14 protein-coding genes are annotated in these 17,024 nt (G+C 65.6%); 7 read left to right on the top strand and 7 right to left on the bottom strand.

All coding sequences use genetic code 11. The features are described 5' to 3' along the window. Nucleotides 1-45: 45 nt before the first annotated feature. A complete protein-coding gene (gene arfB / locus AC522E_RS08830; protein WP_500750627.1) occupies nt 46-468 on the bottom strand; it encodes an alternative ribosome rescue aminoacyl-tRNA hydrolase ArfB in 423 nt (140 codons plus the stop codon). A gap of 175 nt (nt 469-643) precedes the next feature. Here arfB and AC522E_RS08825 point away from each other — a divergent pair, with 175 nt between their 5' ends. Further along, nucleotides 644-1,567, top strand: a complete 924-nt coding sequence (locus AC522E_RS08825; RefSeq protein ID WP_500750040.1) for an AEC family transporter — start codon at nt 644-646, stop codon at nt 1,565-1,567. A gap of 99 nt (nt 1,568-1,666) precedes the next feature. After that, nucleotides 1,667-1,900 carry a hypothetical protein gene (locus tag AC522E_RS08820; RefSeq protein WP_500750039.1) on the top strand — a complete coding sequence of 78 codons (234 nt, stop codon included), beginning with the start codon at nt 1,667-1,669 and terminating at the stop codon, nt 1,898-1,900. A gap of 15 nt (nt 1,901-1,915) precedes the next feature. On the opposite strand, the gene dprA is transcribed toward AC522E_RS08820, so the two are convergent. From dprA to AC522E_RS08800, 4 genes are read right to left on the bottom strand one after another with little or no spacing between them, the layout of a single operon-like run. After that, complete coding sequence (gene dprA, locus AC522E_RS08815; protein ID WP_500750038.1) at nt 1,916-3,118, bottom strand: DNA-processing protein DprA; 1,203 nt, start codon at nt 3,116-3,118, stop codon at nt 1,916-1,918. After that, entirely contained in the window at nt 3,115-3,717 is a 603-nt protein-coding gene (gene plsY, locus AC522E_RS08810) for a glycerol-3-phosphate 1-O-acyltransferase PlsY (protein ID WP_500750037.1), read from the bottom strand. The genes dprA and plsY overlap by 4 nt, the downstream gene beginning before the upstream one ends. A 10-nt stretch (nt 3,718-3,727) precedes the next feature. Next, on the bottom strand, nt 3,728-5,020 hold the full coding sequence (locus AC522E_RS08805; protein ID WP_500750035.1) for a dihydroorotase: 1,293 nt from the start codon (nt 5,018-5,020) through the stop codon (nt 3,728-3,730). 8 nt (nt 5,021-5,028) lie between these two features. Beyond that, entirely contained in the window at nt 5,029-5,976 is a 948-nt protein-coding gene (locus AC522E_RS08800; protein ID WP_500750034.1) for an aspartate carbamoyltransferase catalytic subunit, read from the bottom strand. 228 nt (nt 5,977-6,204) lie between these two features. Between AC522E_RS08800 and AC522E_RS08795 the strand changes: the two genes are divergently transcribed. From AC522E_RS08795 to AC522E_RS08785, 3 genes are all read left to right on the top strand, one after another. Continuing rightward, on the top strand, nt 6,205-7,869 hold the full coding sequence (locus AC522E_RS08795) for an isovaleryl-CoA dehydrogenase (RefSeq protein WP_500750033.1): 1,665 nt from the start codon (nt 6,205-6,207) through the stop codon (nt 7,867-7,869). Between the two features lie 135 nt (nt 7,870-8,004). Further along, nucleotides 8,005-10,740, top strand: coding sequence for a type I DNA topoisomerase (gene topA / locus AC522E_RS08790; protein WP_500750032.1), 2,736 nt, complete (start codon nt 8,005-8,007; stop codon nt 10,738-10,740). A gap of 8 nt (nt 10,741-10,748) precedes the next feature. Next, a complete protein-coding gene (locus AC522E_RS08785; protein ID WP_500750031.1) occupies nt 10,749-11,231 on the top strand; it encodes an MgtC/SapB family protein in 483 nt (160 codons plus the stop codon). Between the two features lie 44 nt (nt 11,232-11,275). Here the strand turns inward: AC522E_RS08785 and AC522E_RS08780 are convergent, their stop codons facing one another. After that, complete coding sequence (locus tag AC522E_RS08780; RefSeq protein WP_500750030.1) at nt 11,276-11,470, bottom strand: hypothetical protein; 195 nt, start codon at nt 11,468-11,470, stop codon at nt 11,276-11,278. 242 nt (nt 11,471-11,712) lie between these two features. Between AC522E_RS08780 and parE the strand changes: the two genes are divergently transcribed. Continuing rightward, nucleotides 11,713-13,788 (top strand): DNA topoisomerase IV subunit B, encoded by a 2,076-nt coding sequence (gene parE / locus AC522E_RS08775; RefSeq protein WP_500750029.1) that lies wholly within the window; start codon nt 11,713-11,715, stop codon nt 13,786-13,788. A 72-nt stretch (nt 13,789-13,860) separates the two neighbouring features. On the opposite strand, the gene AC522E_RS08770 is transcribed toward parE, so the two are convergent. Further along, the gene (locus AC522E_RS08770) at nt 13,861-14,199 is read right to left on the bottom strand and encodes a hypothetical protein (protein ID WP_500750028.1); all 339 of its coding nucleotides are present in this window, start codon (nt 14,197-14,199) and stop codon (nt 13,861-13,863) included. Nucleotides 14,200-14,703: 504 nt separating this feature from the next. Between AC522E_RS08770 and rnr the strand changes: the two genes are divergently transcribed. Then, nucleotides 14,704-17,013 carry a ribonuclease R gene (rnr, locus tag AC522E_RS08765; protein ID WP_500750027.1) on the top strand — a complete coding sequence of 770 codons (2,310 nt, stop codon included), beginning with the start codon at nt 14,704-14,706 and terminating at the stop codon, nt 17,011-17,013. The last annotated feature ends 11 nt before the right edge of the window (nt 17,014-17,024 follow it).

Raw genomic sequence — 17,024 nt, 5'->3', positions numbered from 1 at the left:
CCTGACAGCAATTCGGGGCCCTTCTTCAACGGTAACGACGGGCATTCAGTCGAATCCCGGCTTCGCGCCCCGCCCCTTCTTGATCTCCGAGCGCTTGGACTTTGATTCCAGCCGACGCTGTTTCGAGGCCAGTGTCGGCTTCGTCTTGCGTCGAGGCTTCGGAACTTCCGTCGCTTGCCGGATAAGGTCCACGAGGCGCTGCCGGGCATCTTCCCGATTGCGTTCCTGGGTCCGGAATCGCTGCGCCGTGATGACGATCACTCCCTCGCTGGTCAGGCGGCTTCCGGCGAGTTTCATCAGGCGGATGGCGACTGGGTCCGGCAGGGAGCGCGAGCGCCGGGCGTCGAAGCGCAGCTGTACGGCCGTCGCGACCTTGTTGACATTCTGTCCGCCTGGACCGGAGCCACGGATGAACGTCTCCTCGATCTCGGACTCGTCGAGCGCGATGGTTTCGGTGACCGGGATCATGAGAGCCTCGATGGAAACGGGTCGTGGAAACTGGAGCACGGCGCCGGACATGTCCATGCTCGGCCTTAAGATGCTTGTCGAGACCTTTGATCCGGTCTAAGCGCCTCCATCCCTTCCACGTCCCGAGAGGCCGGTTCCCGGCACAGTGTCGGGTCCTCCATCCGGCGATTCCGTCATGTCCGCTGTCGTTGCCAGCCTGATTCCGACCTTTCTCATCATCGCGACGGGGTGGCTCTGCCGCGCGACAGGTTTCGTCGACGACAAGCAATGGATGGGGCTCGAGCGCGTCACCTATGTGGTGTTCTTTCCGGCGCTGTTCATCGACACGCTGGCGCGCGCCGATCTGCAATCCGTTCCGATCGTCGGAGTCGGGGGCGCGCTCGTCGGGGCGATCCTCATCGTCAGCGCCCTGGCCCTTATCATGCGTCCGTTCCTCGAACGGCGGTTCGGCGTCGACGGCCCGAGCTTCACCTCCGTGTTCCAGGGAGCGACCCGCTGGAACACCTTCATCGCGCTGGCGGTCGCGGGCAGCCTTTACGGGGGACGCGGCGTGGCGCTGATCGCGGTGGCGGTCGCCGGCATGGTGCCCCTCCTCAACCTGCTCGCGATCTATGTCTTCGTCCGCTATGCGGGCCGCACGCGGCAGAGCCCGCTCGATATCCTTCGCGTGATCGTCTCGAATCCCCTGATCTGGTCCTGCATCGTCGGCCTGGCGCTGAACATGCTTCTTCCGCCGCTGCCGAAGCCGCTGACAGGGTATATCGACCTCCTCGGCCGCGCCGCCCTCGCCGCAGGACTGCTCGTGGTCGGCGCCGGCTTCGAGATCCGTCGCCTGGCGCGTCCGGGCGTTGCCCATGCGGTCTCCTGCGTGCTCAAGCTCCTGGCCCTGCCGCTCATCGCTGCCCTGCTCGCCCGGCTCGGAGGCGTTTCGGGGAACGACATCGCGGTGACCGTCATCGCCGCCTCCGTGCCGTCTGCGAGTTCGGGCTATGTCCTTGCCCGCCAGATGGGCGGCAATGCCCCGCTGATGGCCGAGATCCTCATCCTCCAATTGCTCATTGCCATGATCTCCATGCCGCTCCTGATTGCCTTTCTGTAAAATTTCACAACCTTAGATTACATAATGCGACCTTGTAATATTTCGAGTTGTACTGCTATCTAGGGTCATCTCGTAAAAACAGGTCGGCGAACGCGTCCCATGTCGAAAACCCCGCTCCGTGCCAGCGCATCCAAGGCTCTTATCGAAGCGAAGGCGGCCAGCCGCCTGAGGGCCGAGGCATCGGCACCCGAAACGGCGCAGTACATCGCAGAATTTGCGGCGGAGCTCTCGTATCTCGCGCGAAGGTCGAATCTCGACCTGCTCGCCTATCTCCTCGACATGGCACGTCTCGAGGCAACGCGCGTCCGACAAAGCGGCGGCAGGAATCCTTGAGGGACCGTGTGCGTTTCAGCGCCCTGCGACGAGGGAAACGGCATTGCCGCCGTGCCGCTCGAGGCGGCCAGCGATTTCCAGTTCCAGCAACGTCGTCTGCACGACTCGGATCGAAAGGCCCGACTGGCGGACGAGATCGTCGATGGCGACTGGCGACGGTCCGAGCAGGTCGACCAGGCGGATCCCATCCTGCCCTTGGCCCGGTTCTCCGCTCTCCTCCACGTCCGGTTCAATGGCTCCGATCGGCGGCCGCGGAACGTCGGGCAGGTCGAGTTCATCCCAGAGCTCTTCAGTCCCGACCGGATGACGCGGCTCCTCGATATTCGTATCCGGACGCAGGGCGGTTGCGATCAAGGGTTCGAGAACACTTGTGATGTGCTCGATGTCGGCACAGAGGGTGGCACCATCCCGGATGAGATCGTTGGTGCCCTCGGCCCTGGGGTCGAGCGGCGAGCCCGGGACGGCAAAGACCTCCCGTCCCTGCTCGAGCGCGAACCGCGCCGTGATCAGCGAGCCGGACCGGCGTGCCGCCTCCACTACGACAACACCGTAGGAGAGCCCCGAGACGATTCTGTTCCTTCGTGGAAAGTCCCGTCCGCGCGGCTCCCAGCCGAACGGCATTTCCGACACCACGGCTCCGCCCTGCTCCACGATGGCGCGAAGCAGAGGCTCGTTCTCGGATGGGTAGATCCTGTCCTGACCACCCGCCAGGACAGCGATGGTGCCCGCCTCCAGCGCCGCCTTGTGGGCGCGCGTGTCGATCCCGCGCGCGAGACCCGAGACCACGATGTAGCCGGCCTCGCCAAGCTGCCGGGACAGACGTTCCGCAAAGGTGAGGCCCGAGGCGGAGGCATTGCGGGATCCGACGATGGCAACGGACGGTTTTGCAAAGACTTCGCTCGACCCGCGCACGGCAATCAGCGGCGGTGCCGTATCGACAGCCTGAAGCGCTTTCGGATAGTCGGGCTCGCCCATGGCGACGAAGCGGACGCCCAGGCGCGCTGCGACAGCCATTTCCTTCTCGGCTTCGGCGCGGCTTGTGACCTTCAGCAGAAGGCGCCCGCCGCGCCGGGCAAGATCAGGCAGAGCCTCGAGGGCGGCTGCCGCCCCGCCGAACTGGTTCACGAGGGCACGGAAGGTCCGCGGGCCTACGTTTTCGGAGCGGATCAGGCGCAGCCAGTCGAGCCGCTGCTCGTCCGTGAGCCTGGTGCCGCTCATCCCTTCTGCCCGATCTTGCCCTCGGACCCGGCCACGAGGCGGCTGATGTTCTCGCTGTGCTTCCACCAGAGCAGGACCACGAGGATGAGGACGACGCCTGCCATCTTCGGCTCGCCGAGGGCCCAGAGAACAAGGGGGGTCGCAGCCGTCGACACAAGGGCCGCCAGGGACGAGTAGCGCTTGAGATAGGCGACGGCGAGCCAGATCAGGGCGAAGATCAGGGCCGCAAGCGGCATGAGGCCGATCAGGACCCCGATGAAGGTCGCGACCCCCTTGCCGCCCTTGAAACCCAGCCAGACGGGAAACAGGTGGCCGAGAAACGCGCCGAGCGCGGCGATGGTCGCGAGATCCTGCCCCCAGTGCCCGGCGATGAGAACCGCCACCGTCCCCTTCAGCGCATCGCCGATGAGGGTGGCGGCGGCAAGACCCTTGCGACCTGTCCTGAGAACGTTCGTCGCTCCGATATTGCCGGAGCCGACCTTTCGGATATCACCCAGGCCCGCCATGCGGGTGAAGATCACCCCGAACGGGATCGAGCCGAGGAGATAGCCGAAGACCAGGGCGATCAGCAGGTGGAATAGATGGACATCGTCGGTCATGCAGGTCTCTTCAGTTCGGGCGGCGGTCGAAGACGATCCTGCCTGCAACCATGGTCACCGTCACCTGTCCTTCCAGACGGGCTTCGTCGAAAGGCGTGTTCTTCGAGAGCGAACGCAGGGTGCGCTTGTCGAGCACGTAGGGCGCATCGGGATCGAACAGAATGAGGTCCGCAGGCGCACCGACCTCCAGCCGTCCGCCGGGAAGTCCAAGGATCTCAGCCGGCCGCGTGGACAGCGCCCGGAGGAGATTGGGCAGGGACATGCGACCGGCATGAACGAGGCGCAGGGCCGCCGAGAGCAGGGTTTCGAGCCCGACTGCCCCGTCCGCGGCCTCTGCGAATGGCAGCCGCTTCGTCTCCACATCCTGTGGATTGTGGTCGGAGACGATCACGTCGATGATTCCCTCCGCCAGCGCATCGATCATCGCCTGCCGGTCGTCCTCGTGGCGGAGGGGCGGCGAGAGCTTCAGAAAGGTGCGGTAGTCGCCGATATCGTTCTCGTTGAGCGCAAGGTTGTTGATGGAAACGCCGCAGGTGACCGGAAGTCCCCTTGCCTTCGCCGCCTTCACGATCTCCACCGAATCGGCGGTCGAGATCATCGCGGCGTGATAGCGGCCGCCCGTCAGGCGTACGAGGCGGATGTCGCGCTCCAGCATGATCGTCTCGGCCTCGCGCGGGATGCCCGGCATTCCGAGCCGGGTGGCGAATTCGCCCTCGTTCATCACGCCCGCCCCGACGAGATCCGGATCCTCCACGTGATGGACGATCAGGGCGTCGAAATCGCGGGCATAGGTCAGGGCCCGGCGCATGACCTGGGCATTGGTGACGGAGCGCAGGCCATCCGTGAAGGCGATGGCGCCGGCCTCGCGCAGGAGGCCGATCTCGGCCATTTCCTGCCCCTTCAGGCCCTTGGTCAGCGCCGCGGCGGGGCGGATGCGCACGATCGAGTTGTCCCGCGCCCGGCGCATCACGAAGTCGACGATGGCAGGGTCGTCGAGAACCGGACTCGTGTCGGGCATGGCCACGATCGTGGTGACGCCGCCTGCCGCGGCCGCCTCGCCGGCGCTCTTCAGCGTCTCACGATGAGCCGCTCCGGGCTCGCCGATGAAGGCGCGCATGTCGATGAGGCCGGGGGAGAGAACCAGGCCGTGGCACTCCACTGCCTCGGCATCGGAGGTTCCGGCGACCTGTGGGCCGAGTTCCTGAATCAGGCCGTCCCGGACCAGCACGCCGCCCCGCTCCTCCCGCCCGCTGGCAGGGTCGACGAGACGCGCGTTCTTGAAGAGGATGGGCTTGTCATTCATGGCGCAACTCATCGGTTCGGCAAGTGGCTCGCGAGAGCCTCCAGGACCGCCATGCGGACGGCGACGCCCATCTCGACCTGTTCCCGGATCAGGGATTGCGCCCCGTCCGCCACGTCGGAGGAAATCTCGACGCCGCGGTTCATCGGGCCGGGATGCATCACGAGGGCGTCCGGCTTGGCGAAGGCGAGCTTTTCGTGATCGAGCCCGTAGAAGCGGAAATACTCCTTCACGGACGGCACGAACGAGCCGTTCATGCGCTCCAGCTGAAGGCGCAGCATCATCACGATGTCCGCCCCTTCGAGACCTTTGCGCATGTCCGTGAAGGTCTCGAAGCCGAGCCGCCCGATGTCCGGAGGCAGGAGGGTCGACGGCGCGACGAGGCGCACCCGCGCGCCCATGGCGGCGAGGAGGATCATGTTCGACCGGGCGACGCGGGAATGGAGGATGTCGCCGCAGATCGCCACCGTCAGGCCCTGGATGCGCCCCTTGTTCCGGCGGATCGTCAGCGCGTCGAGCAGAGCCTGGGTCGGGTGCTCGTGCGCGCCGTCGCCGGCATTGACCACGGAGCAGTCGACCTTCTGGGCCAGGAGATGCACCGCTCCCGCCGCGTGGTGGCGCACGATGATCAGGTCCGGCCGCATGGCGTTCAGGGTCGCCGCCGTATCGATCAGAGTCTCGCCCTTCTTCACGGACGAGGACGCCACCGACATGTTCATCACATCCGCGCCGAGGCGCTTGCCCGCGATCTCGAAGGAGGATTGCGTACGGGTGGACGGCTCGAAGAAAAGGTTGATCTGGGTCCGGCCCCGCAAGGTCGATTTCTTCTTCTCGACCTGGCGGCTGACCTCGACCTGCGCGTCGGCGAGATCGAGAAGAGCCTGGATGTCCAACGGCGAAAGCCCCTCGATGCCGAGCAGGTGTCGATGGGGGAAGACGGAGGGGTGCGGATGATTCATCTTAAAAAGATGGCTATAGGCGGAGTCGAAGGGAGCGGCAAGGCACCTTCGGCTCCGGACCGAGACTCCCGGATTTCGGGGACCCGACCTGCGCGAGGAGATGCCCGGCGTTGCGCCCGGAACCCATAGCCGCCCTGGAAAGGCAGGACGGCGGATACGCCCCTTTCGCCCGCCCCTGAACAATGGAGGGCGGGCAGCGATGTCCTAAAATGGACCAGAGCGCAGCGAATGAGGATCGAAGCAATGTCCGACCGGCTCGCAACGCATGACGTCTTCAATCAGCCTCCTCCCTTCGGCGATGTTAACCTGATCGCGGGAGACCGGGCGCTCCTCGATGCGATCTCGGCCAACGGGGTCGATCCGGAGGCGGAAAAGCTCGGCGCCTTCGGCGAAGCCTGGGGCACGGCGGAGCGCCTGGATCTGGGACGGCTCGCCAACGAGAATACGCCGAAGCTGCGGACCTTCGATCCGCGCGGCTACCGGATCGATGCGGTCGAGTTCCATCCGGCCTACCATGCCCTGATGCAGGCCAGCATGGAGGACGGGCTGCACGCCTCCACCTGGGACGGGACCGATCCGGCAAATCCGAAGGGTCGTGGCCAGGTGGCCCGCGCCGCACGGCTCTATATGATCGCAGGCGTCGAGAGCGGCCATGTCTGCCCGATGACCATGACCCATGCCTCGGTCGCCGCGCTCGCCGCATCGCCGGCCCTCCTCAAGGACTGGCTTCCCCGGATCGTGTCGCGCCAATACGACCCCCGTTTCGTCCCCTTCTGGGAGAAGACGGCGGTGACCCTGGGCATGGGCATGACCGAGAAGCAGGGCGGCACCGACGTCCGCGCCAACACGACCCGCGCCGAGTCGAAAGCCGGCGACGAATATTTCCTCACCGGCCACAAGTGGTTCATGTCGGCGCCGATGTGCGATGCATTCCTGGTCCTTGCCCAGGCTCCCGGCGGGCTGACCTGTTTCCTCGTGCCGCGGTTCCGGCCCGATGGCGCCCTCAACGGCCTGCGCCTGCAGCGGCTCAAGGACAAGCTCGGCAATCGCTCCAATGCCTCCTCCGAGGTCGAATTCGAGCGCGCCTTCGCCTGGCGGGTGGGGGAGGAAGGGCGCGGAGTGCGCACCATCATCGAGATGGTACAGCTCACCCGCCTCGACTGCGCCGTGGCCTCCGCCGGACTCGTGCGGATGGGGTTGGCGCAGGCCGTCCATCATGCCCGGCACCGCACCGTCTTTCAGAAAAAGCTCATCGACCAGCCGGCCATGCGCTCGGTCCTTGCGGACCTTGCCCTCGAGAGCGAGGCCATGACCGCGCTGGCCATGCGCCTCGCGCGCAGTTTTGAGGGAATTTCCGACGATGAGCGCGAGGCGGGATATGCCCGCCTCGTGACGCCCGCTGCCAAGTTCGGCATCTGCAAGGCCGCACCAAGGCTGCTCTACGAGGCCATGGAGTGCCTCGGCGGCAACGGCTATGTGGAGGAAAGCGCCCTGCCCCGGCTCTATCGGGAAGCGCCTGTCAACGCGATCTGGGAAGGCTCGGGCAACGTCATCGCCCTCGACATCCTCCGCGCCGAGACCCGGGAGCCCGAGGCGGCAACGGCCGCATTGGAGCATCTCATGGGCGATATCGCCGACCTGCCGGGGGCCCGCGATGCGGCCCGGGACATCCTTCTCGCCCTTCACTCCTCCGAGGCCGAGGGCAAGGCGCGGCTGATCGCCGACCGCCTGTTCACCCTTGCCGCAACGGCTGCCCTCGCCGGGTCGGCGCCCTCAGATATCGTGGAGGCCTATGCCCTCACACGGCTGGCAGCGCCTTCCCGCATGATCGGCGCGAACGAGCTGGGACAAAGCATCAAACCCTTGCTGGACAGGGTTTTCATCCCCACATGAGACAAGTGGTGAACAGCCGGATTTGACTTGTTTGCAATCATCCACCACTTATCCCGCCCCATGACGGTCGAGGGCTGACCGTCCATTATCGCCGTCACATTCGAGCTTTGCTCGCGGCTACGTAGGAAGTCGCTCATGAAAGTCGTCGTCGTCGAGTCGCCTGCCAAGGCCAAGACGATCAACAAGTATCTCGGCAAGGATTACGAGGTCCTGGCCTCCTTCGGGCATATCCGCGATCTGCCTGCCAAGGACGGCTCGGTCGACCCGGAATCCGACTTCCGCATGGTCTGGACGCTGGAGGACCGGGGCTCCAAGCGGGTGAACGACATCGCCAAGGCGATCAAGGGCGCCGAGAAGCTCATTCTCGCCACCGACCCGGACCGCGAGGGCGAGGCCATTTCCTGGCACGTGGTCGAGGCCCTGCGCGAAAAGCGGGTGCTCAAGGACCTTCCCGTCGAGAGGGTGACCTTCAACGCCATCACCAAGGATGCGGTGCAGACCGCCCTGCGCCAGCCCCGCGAGATCGACCAGGCGCTGGTCGACGCCTATCTGGCCCGCCGCGCCCTCGATTACCTCGTCGGCTTTACGCTCTCGCCCGTTCTGTGGCGGAAGCTGCCCGGTGCCCGCTCGGCTGGCCGCGTGCAATCGGTGGCCCTTCGCCTCGTCTGCGATCGCGAGCTCGAGATCGAGACCTTCAAGTCCCAGGAATACTGGTCGCTCATCGCCACCCTCGCCACGAAGGACGGCGGCATCTTCGATGCGCGCCTCGTTGGCGCGGACGGCAAGAAGATCCAGCGGCTCGACATCGGCAGCGGCGAGCAGGCGGAAGCCTTCAGGCGCGATCTCGAATTGGCGACCTTCTCGGTCGCCAACATCGAGGCGAAGCCCGCCAAGCGCCATCCCTATCCGCCCTTCACCACCTCGACCCTGCAGCAGGAGGCCTCGCGCAAGCTCGGCCTGGCGCCGGCGCAAACGATGCGCATCGCCCAGCGCCTCTACGAAGGCGTCGATATCGGCGGCGAGACCGTGGGCCTCATCACCTATATGCGAACCGACGGCGTCGACATGGCTCCCGAGGCGGTGCAGGCCGCCCGCCGGGTCATCGGCAAGGAATACGGGGAGCGCTATGTCCCCGGCGTCCCGCGCAGATACACGACCAAGGCCAAGAATGCCCAGGAGGCGCACGAGGCGATCCGGCCGACCGACATGAGCCGCCTGCCGAAATACGTGGCGAAGCATCTGGAGCCTGAGCAGGCAAAGCTCTACGACCTGATCTGGACCCGTACCGTTGCGAGCCAGATGGAATCGGCGGAGCTGGAGCGCACCACTGCCGACATCGCGGCCCAGGTGGGACCGCGCAAGCTCGACCTTCGCGCCACCGGCCAGGTGGTGAAGTTCGACGGCTTCCTGACGCTCTACAATGAGAGCAAGGACGACGATCCGGACGATGATGAGGGCCGTCTTCCGCCGATGAAGGCGGGCGATCCCCTGGAGCGCCGCCGCATCCTGGCCAACCAGCACTTCACCGAGCCGCCGCCGCGCTATTCGGAGGCGAGCCTCGTCAAGCGCATGGAAGAACTCGGCATCGGCCGCCCGTCGACCTATGCCGCCGTTCTCCAGACGCTCCGTGACCGCGAATATGTCCGCATCGAGAAGAAGCGGCTCGTGCCCGAGGACAAGGGCCGCATCGTCACGGCCTTTCTCGAAAGCTTTTTCCGCCGCTACGTGGAATACGACTTCACGGCCGATCTGGAGGAGCAGCTCGACCGGATCTCCAACAGCGAGATCGACTGGAAGCAGGTGCTTCGCGACTTCTGGCGCGACTTCTCGGCTGCCATCGGCGGCACCAAGGAGCTGCGCACCACAGAAGTTCTGGACGCCCTCAACGAGTTGCTCGGTCCCCATATTTTCCCGGACAAGGGCGACGGGTCGAACCCACGCACCTGTCCGACCTGCGGAACGGGCCAGCTCTCTCTGAAACTCGGCAAGTTCGGCGCCTTCATCGGCTGTTCCAACTATCCCGAGTGCAAATATACCCGACAGCTCGCAGCCTCCGGCGCGGACGGCGAAGGGGAAGGCTCGTCGGAGAATGGCGGCACGCCCGGCGTGAGGGTGCTGGGCGACGATCCCGAGACCGGCCTGCAGGTCACCCTGCGCGACGGACGCTTCGGGCCCTTCGTCCAGCTCGGCGAGGGCGAGAAGCCGAAGCGCTCCTCGATTCCCAAGGGCATGTCCCCCGCCCTGGTGGATCTGGAAAAGGCCCTGAAGCTCCTCTCGCTGCCGCGCACGGTCGCGGTCCACCCGGAATCGGGCGAGCCGATCCTTGCCAGCATCGGCCGCTATGGGCCCTACGTGCAGCACGGCAAGACCTATGCCAATCTGGGCAAGGACGACGACGTGCTGGAGATCGGCGCGAACCGCGCCATCGACCTCATCATCGCCAAGGAAAGCGGCGCAGCCGGGGGCTTCCGCCGCGGGGCCTCCGATCCCGGGCGCCCGCTCGGCGCGGACCCGGAATCCGGCAAGCCGATCGTCGTGAAGGCGGGACGTTTCGGACCCTACGTGACCGATGGCGAGACCAATGCCACCCTGCCCAAGGCGATGGCGGCGGAGGCCGTGACCCTCGACGACGCACTGCCCCTCCTCCAGGCCCGCCGGGCCATGGGCGGGACCAAGAAATCCGCCCGCGGGCGGAAGACGGCGGCGAAGAAGGCGCCGGCCAAGAAGGCTTCGGCCAAGAAAGCTTCGGCGAAGAAGGCCCCGGCAAAGAAAGCTGCGAGCAAAACTGCCGCAAAGGCCGCAGCGAAATCGCCGGTTGCCAAAAAGGCGGCGACCCGCAAAGCTTCCACGAAGGCTGCCGAACCGTCTTAGGGAGCGCGATGAATCGCCTGTCGCCCGAATCGGTCGAGATCGTCCTTCGTCTGGTGGTCGCGACGCTGGCCGGAATGCTGATCGGGCTGAACCGGGACCTGAAGGACAAGCCGATCGGCATGCGCACGCTCGGGCTCGTCGGATTGAGTTCCGCCCTGCTCGTCCTCACCGGCTCCGTCTATGCCAAGAGCCTGATCTACGATCAGGATGCGCTGAGCCGCATCATCCAGGGCATTCTGACCGGATTGGGGTTCCTTGGCGGCGGTGTGATCCTCCGGGATCGGGGCCGGATGGAGGTCACCGGCCTCACGACGGCCGCCACGGTCTGGCTCGCGGCGACGCTCGGCGTCGCCGCCGGCCTCGGGGCATGGCTCATCACGGGCGCGGGCTGCGGCATCGCGCTGGCACTTCTCGTGCTCGGCAAGCCCTTGGAGGCCCTGTTGGACCGCCTTCACAAGAGGCGCAACGCGAATCAGGAGGAGAAACGCTGAAGCAAGGGACCGGGCTCGGACGTCTGCCCGGGAAAACGTTCCACCTAGCCGACGAGGATGTAGAGCGCCGCGAGGGCGGTGCCTGACAATCCAACCAGGAACAGGATGGGCGCCAGGCGCGTGCGCGGCCGCTCTGCCAGGGTCTCGGGCTCGTCGAATGCGAAGGCTTCCCCGGCCGTGCGCGCGGCGCGGCTCAAGTGAAGCTGCTGTGGCGTTCCCCAGATCGTCCGCGTGGTCACCGTGCGTCTCCGTTAAGCTTCCGCTAAGCGTAACAAGCCAACGTGAATAAGAGCTAAACTGTTCCCGGTCCCTGGGGAAGATCTTCTTTGGGAGAGGGAGTGGCGACGAAGGGACTTCCCCGGTGGGGGATTTTGTGGCTTGTGCTCTATGATCGCACTTCACGTTTACGTTTTGTTCTCGTATGAATTGAAGAATGAAAACCAATGCCAAGAAACGCGAATCAGCACGGACGAAAGTCCCGATGACCGATAACAACGATCTCTTCGGGAGCGACTCGGCACCCGGAAAAAGGGCGGCTGCCGCGGCTGCGCGGGGCGGCGCCTCTCGTGTCGCCCGCAGTGCCCCTCAGGGAACCCCGCAGGGAACTCCCGGCGAGAGCGGCTATGATGCCTCCGCCATCGAGGTGCTGGAGGGGCTCGAGCCCGTCCGGCGGCGTCCGGGCATGTATATCGGCGGCACGGACGAGAAGGCCCTGCACCACCTCTTCGCCGAGGTGATCGACAACTCCATGGACGAGGCGGTCGCGGGCCACGCGAGCTTCATCGAAGTGGAGATGGAAGAAGGCGGCTGGCTCTCGGTGACCGACAACGGCCGCGGCATCCCTGTCGACCCGCATCCGAAATTTCCCAAGAAATCCGCCCTCGAGGTCATCATGACCACCCTCCATGCGGGCGGAAAGTTCGACTCCAAGGTTTACGAGACCTCCGGCGGCCTGCATGGCGTCGGCGTGTCGGTGGTGAATGCCCTCTCCGAAACACTCGAGGTCGAAGTCGCCCGCGGCCAGACTCTCTATCGCCAGGTCTTTTCCCGCGGAATTCCCAAGACCAAGCTCGAAACCGTCGGCCGGGTGCTCAACCGGCGCGGCACCAAGGTGCGCTTGAGACCCGATCCGCAGATCTTCGGCAAGGAGGCCCATTTCCTCCCCCGCCGCCTGTTCAAGATGGCCCGATCCAAGGCCTACCTGTTCGGCGGCGTCGAGATCCGCTGGAAATGCGCGCCTGCCCTCCTCCACGGGGTCGACAATGTCCCGGCTGAGGCCACGTTCAAGTTCCCGAACGGACTGCGGGACTATCTCGTCCACGACATCGAGGGCAAGGAGCTGGTCACCGACCAGATCTTCTCCGGCAAGATCACCAAACCCGGCAGCCACGGCTCCATGGAATGGGCGGTCGCCTGGATGGCGAACGAGGACGGGTTTTCGATCTCCTACTGCAACACCGTCCCGACGCCCGAGGGCGGCACCCACGAGAACGGCCTGCGCATCGCGCTGCTGCGTGCGCTCCGCGACCATGCAGAGCGTGTCGGCCAGCAGAAGCGCATGGCGGCCGTGACGACGGACGACGTGATGGCGACCTGCGCGTCCATGCTCTCCGTCTTCATCCGCGAGCCGGAATTCCAGGGCCAGACGAAGGACAAACTGGCGACCGTGGAAGCGGGCCGCATCGTCGAGGCTGGCATCCGCGATACCTTTGACCATTGGCTCGCTGCCTCGCCGCAGCAGGCCAACAAGCTTCTCGACTGGGTCATCGACCGCGCCGAGGAACGCCTCCGCCGGCGCCAGGAGAAGGAAGTCGCGCGCAAGACAGCAACCCGCAAGCTGCGCCTGCCCGGCAAGCTGGCGGATTGCACCAATGCGGGCGCGAAGGGCTCTGAAATCTTCATCGTCGAGGGCGACTCGGCTGGGGGCTCGGCCAAGCAGGCCCGCGATCGGGCCAGCCAGGCGATCCTTCCGCTGCGGGGCAAGATCCTCAACGTCGCGTCGGCGGGGCGGGACAAGCTGCACCAGAATCAGACACTCTCGGATCTCGTCCAGGCCCTCGGTTGCGGCACGGGTTCCCAGTACCGGGATGCCGATCTCCGCTACGAGAAGGTCATCATCATGACCGACGCGGACGTGGACGGCGCCCACATCGCCTCGCTGCTGATCACCTTCTTCTACCGGCAGATGCCGCGCCTTATCGACGGGGGGCATCTCTATCTCGCGGTTCCGCCCCTCTACCGGTTGACGCAGGGCACGAAATCCGCCTATGCCCGCGACGAGGCTGACAGGGACCGGCTTCTGAAGACGGTGTTCAAGGGCAGCGGCAAGGTCGAGATCGGGCGCTTCAAGGGCCTCGGCGAGATGCTTCCCAGCCAGTTGAAGGAGACCACCATGGATCCGCGGAAGCGTCTGCTTCTGAAGGTCGTGGTGGAGGCGGACGAGCGGCCGGAGACCGGCGATACGGTGGAACGGCTGATGGGCAACAAGCCGGAGGCCCGTTTCACCTTCATCCAGGAGCGCGCCGCCTTCGCCGACGAGGCGGATCTAGATATCTGACGGGCTCAGGCCGGCGTAGGTCCGTCCCGGCGGATCCGGAGGCGCGTCGATACCGGAGGCTCTCAGAGGACGTTAGCGGCCCGGCCGGCGGTAGGTCGCTTTCGGCTGCAGTTTCGCGTTGCCGGTCGCGGTCTGGATGCAGGTCAGCACTTCCACGTAGCTCGGATAGCCTCCGATGCTCGTTTCCTCGATGCAGCGTTTCTGCAGCGGCTCGGCGACGTCGGCCCATTGCTTCGCAAGGTCGTCTCGGGCGGCCGTTTCGTCCTTCATGCAGTTCGCCTCTGGTGACCGGTCACTCGAATCCAGGGCTACGGCGGCCTTGCAGGTGGATTGGATGTCGAGCCTCGGAACCTCGGCCGCCAGGGCCGGGGCCGTCATGAGGAGCAGCGAAACGGCAAGAAGCCGAAGCATGATAGTCTCCCTCCTGGAAGATGGCCCCCGGTTCAGGTTCGAGCCTGAATGCTTGGATGGAGTTCTCGCCCGACCTTAGCACGATCCGCAGCGTTCTGGAGGCCCGGCCGGCCGTAGCCTTCAGGACCTACCCCGGAAGAGCACGCGAGAAAAATTTTTAAAACTTGCGGAACCATGTGCCTCATCCATACGTTGAAGGGCATCACCGGCTCATTCTGCCCCCCACGGGCCGGTCCCTCAAAGGCTCCCGCAAGGGGCCTTTTTTTTGTCCTGTGTGGCCCGCGTCGCTCCCCCGGCACCTCGACGCTGAGGGGTTCCGATAGAGGCAGGCTGGCTGCCGTCGTAACTGATCCGACGACGCAGATGGTGTGGGCGCTTCCCGCTGCGACGACCAGCGACGCCTGGATCCAAAGCCGCGCTCCAAGCGTCATCATGGACCGGTGCGGGCTAGCCGAAGCACAGCCCGCATGCGACAAGACCTCATGAACCCGAAGAGTTCTTTCCTTGGCTAAACGCTCCAAACCCGCCTCTTCGACACTCCCCTCGCGGGAAGACGTCGTCGCCTTTATCGCCAATGCCTCCGGCAAGGTCGGCAAGCGGGAGATTGCCCGCGCCTTCAACGTGCAGGGTGGCGACCGGATCTGGCTGAAGCAGCTGCTGAAGGACCTGGAGATCGAAGGCGTCGTCGACCGGCGTGGCAAGACGGTGCACAAGACCGGTCAGCTTCCCCCCGTCGTTCTTGCGGACATCAAGCGGCGGGATCGGGACGGCGAGCTCATCGCCGAGCCGACGGAATGGGACGAGGAGGAGTTTGGCCCCATCCCGACCATCACCATTACGCCGCCCCGAAAACCGCGCCCGGGCCAACCGGTCGCCGGGGTCGGGGACAGGGCACTCCTGCGGGTCGACCCGCTCAAAGCCGGCGACGTCCACCGCTATGCCGGCCGCGTGACGAAAATCGTCGCGAAGAAGCAGGCGCAGATCCTCGGTATCTTCCGTGCGTTGCCGGAGGGCGGCGGACGGCTCGTGCCGGTGGACAAGAAGTCCCGAGACCAGGAGCTTCACATTCGCCCGGGTGACGATGCGGAAGCACAGGACGGCGACCTCATCAGCGCATCCGTGGTCAAGCATGGCCGCTTCGGCCTCGCGCATGCCAAGGTCAAGGAACGCCTCGGCTCCGTGAAGTCCGAGAAAGCAGTCAGCCTCATCGCCATCCACGCCCACAACATCCCCAGCGAATTTCCGAAGGACGTGCTGGCGGAGGCCGAGAAGGCGCAGCCCGCGACTCTCGCGGGACGCGAGGATTGGCGTGACGTACCCCTCGTCACCATCGACCCGCCCGACGCCAAGGACCATGACGACGCGGTCCACGCCGTGCGGGACGAGGATCCGCACAATGAGGGGGGCTTCATCGTTACCGTGGCCATCGCCGACGTCTCGGCCTATGTGCGGCCAGGGTCCGCGCTCGACCGGGAGGCTCTTGAGCGCGGCAACTCGGTCTATTTCCCCGACCGGGTCGTGCCCATGCTCCCGGAGCGGATCTCGAACGACCTCTGTTCCCTGCGCCCGCATCAGCCCCGCCCTGCCCTCGCCATCCGCATGGTGATCGGCCCTGACGGGCGCAAGAAGAGCCACGGCGTCCACCGGGTGATGATGCGCTCGGCCGCGAAGCTCTCCTATCAACAGGCGCAGGCTGCCATGGACGGCAGGCCCGACGAAATCACCGGCCCGATCCTCGATCCGATCCTGAGACCGCTCTGGGCCGCCTATGAGACGGTGAAGAAGGCCCGTGACATTCGCGAGCCGCTGTTTCTCGACCTGCCCGAGCGCAAGATCGTCCTCAAGCCCGACGGCACCGTCGACAGGGTCTTCGTGCCCGAGCGGCTCGAGGCGCACCGGCTCATCGAGGAGTTCATGATCCTCGCCAATGTCGCCGCGGCAGAAAGCCTGGAGAAGGCGCAGTCCGACCTGATCTACCGGGTCCACGACGAGCCGTCGCTGGAGAAGATGCGGGCGTTGAGCGAGGTTCTGGCCTCGATCGGCCTCAAGCTTCCGGCACAGGGAGCGCTGAAGCCGGAATTGTTCAACCGGATCCTGCGCAGCGTCGATGGCTCGGAGCATCAGCTCTTCATCAACGAGGTCGTGCTCCGCTCCCAGTCGCAGGCCGAATACTCGGCCGAGAATTACGGCCATTTCGGCCTGAACCTCAGGCGCTATGCCCATTTCACCTCGCCCATCCGGCGCTATGCCGACCTCATCGTCCACCGGGCTCTCATCGCAGCCCTGAAGCTCGGCAAGGACGGCCTGCCCGCGGATACCACCAGGGCAGAGCTGATCGAGATCAGCGCGCGGATTTCCGCGGCGGAGCGGCGCGCCATGGCGGCGGAGCGTGAGACAATCGACCGCTTGATCGCACACTTCCTTGCGGACCGGATCGGGGCCACATTCGAGGGGCAGATCTCGGGCGTCACCAAGGCCGGCCTGTTCATCAAGCTCAGCGAAACGGGTGCGGACGGTTTCGTGCCGGCGGGGACCATCGGCGCCGACTATTACCGCTACGACGAGAGGACCCATTCCCTTCGCGGCGAGCGCACCGGCGAAACCTACCGGCTCGGCGATCGAGCCCAGGTCAAGCTGGTGGAGGCGGCGCCCGTGGCTGGGGCCCTGCGGTTCGAACTGCAGTCCGAAGGGCGCTATTCGCGCAGGCCTCCCGGCCCGTCGAAGACACGCGGCGGCAAGGGTCCGAAGAAGGCGGAAAAGTCGGGGCGCCGTGCCGCGCCCAAGGTGAAAGTCAAAAGGCGCGGCCGCGCCTGACCATAGGAAGA

It is taken from the genome of Microvirga sp. BF8, assembly GCF_059888585.1.
This window is presented reverse-complemented; position numbering and strand designations above follow the sequence as displayed.

Coding starts and splice junctions, on each gene's coding strand:
- arfB (WP_500750627.1), bottom strand. CDS start 468: ATGATCCCGGTCACCGAAACCATCGCGCTCGACGAGTCCGAGATCGAG.
- AC522E_RS08825 (WP_500750040.1), top strand. CDS start 644: ATGTCCGCTGTCGTTGCCAGCCTGATTCCGACCTTTCTCATCATCGCG.
- AC522E_RS08820 (WP_500750039.1), top strand. CDS start 1,667: ATGTCGAAAACCCCGCTCCGTGCCAGCGCATCCAAGGCTCTTATCGAA.
- dprA (WP_500750038.1), bottom strand. CDS start 3,118: ATGAGCGGCACCAGGCTCACGGACGAGCAGCGGCTCGACTGGCTGCGC.
- plsY (WP_500750037.1), bottom strand. CDS start 3,717: ATGACCGACGATGTCCATCTATTCCACCTGCTGATCGCCCTGGTCTTC.
- AC522E_RS08805 (WP_500750035.1), bottom strand. CDS start 5,020: ATGAATGACAAGCCCATCCTCTTCAAGAACGCGCGTCTCGTCGACCCT.
- AC522E_RS08800 (WP_500750034.1), bottom strand. CDS start 5,976: ATGAATCATCCGCACCCCTCCGTCTTCCCCCATCGACACCTGCTCGGC.
- AC522E_RS08795 (WP_500750033.1), top strand. CDS start 6,205: ATGAGGATCGAAGCAATGTCCGACCGGCTCGCAACGCATGACGTCTTC.
- topA (WP_500750032.1), top strand. CDS start 8,005: ATGAAAGTCGTCGTCGTCGAGTCGCCTGCCAAGGCCAAGACGATCAAC.
- AC522E_RS08785 (WP_500750031.1), top strand. CDS start 10,749: ATGAATCGCCTGTCGCCCGAATCGGTCGAGATCGTCCTTCGTCTGGTG.
- parE (WP_500750029.1), top strand. CDS start 11,713: ATGACCGATAACAACGATCTCTTCGGGAGCGACTCGGCACCCGGAAAA.
- AC522E_RS08770 (WP_500750028.1), bottom strand. CDS start 14,199: ATGCTTCGGCTTCTTGCCGTTTCGCTGCTCCTCATGACGGCCCCGGCC.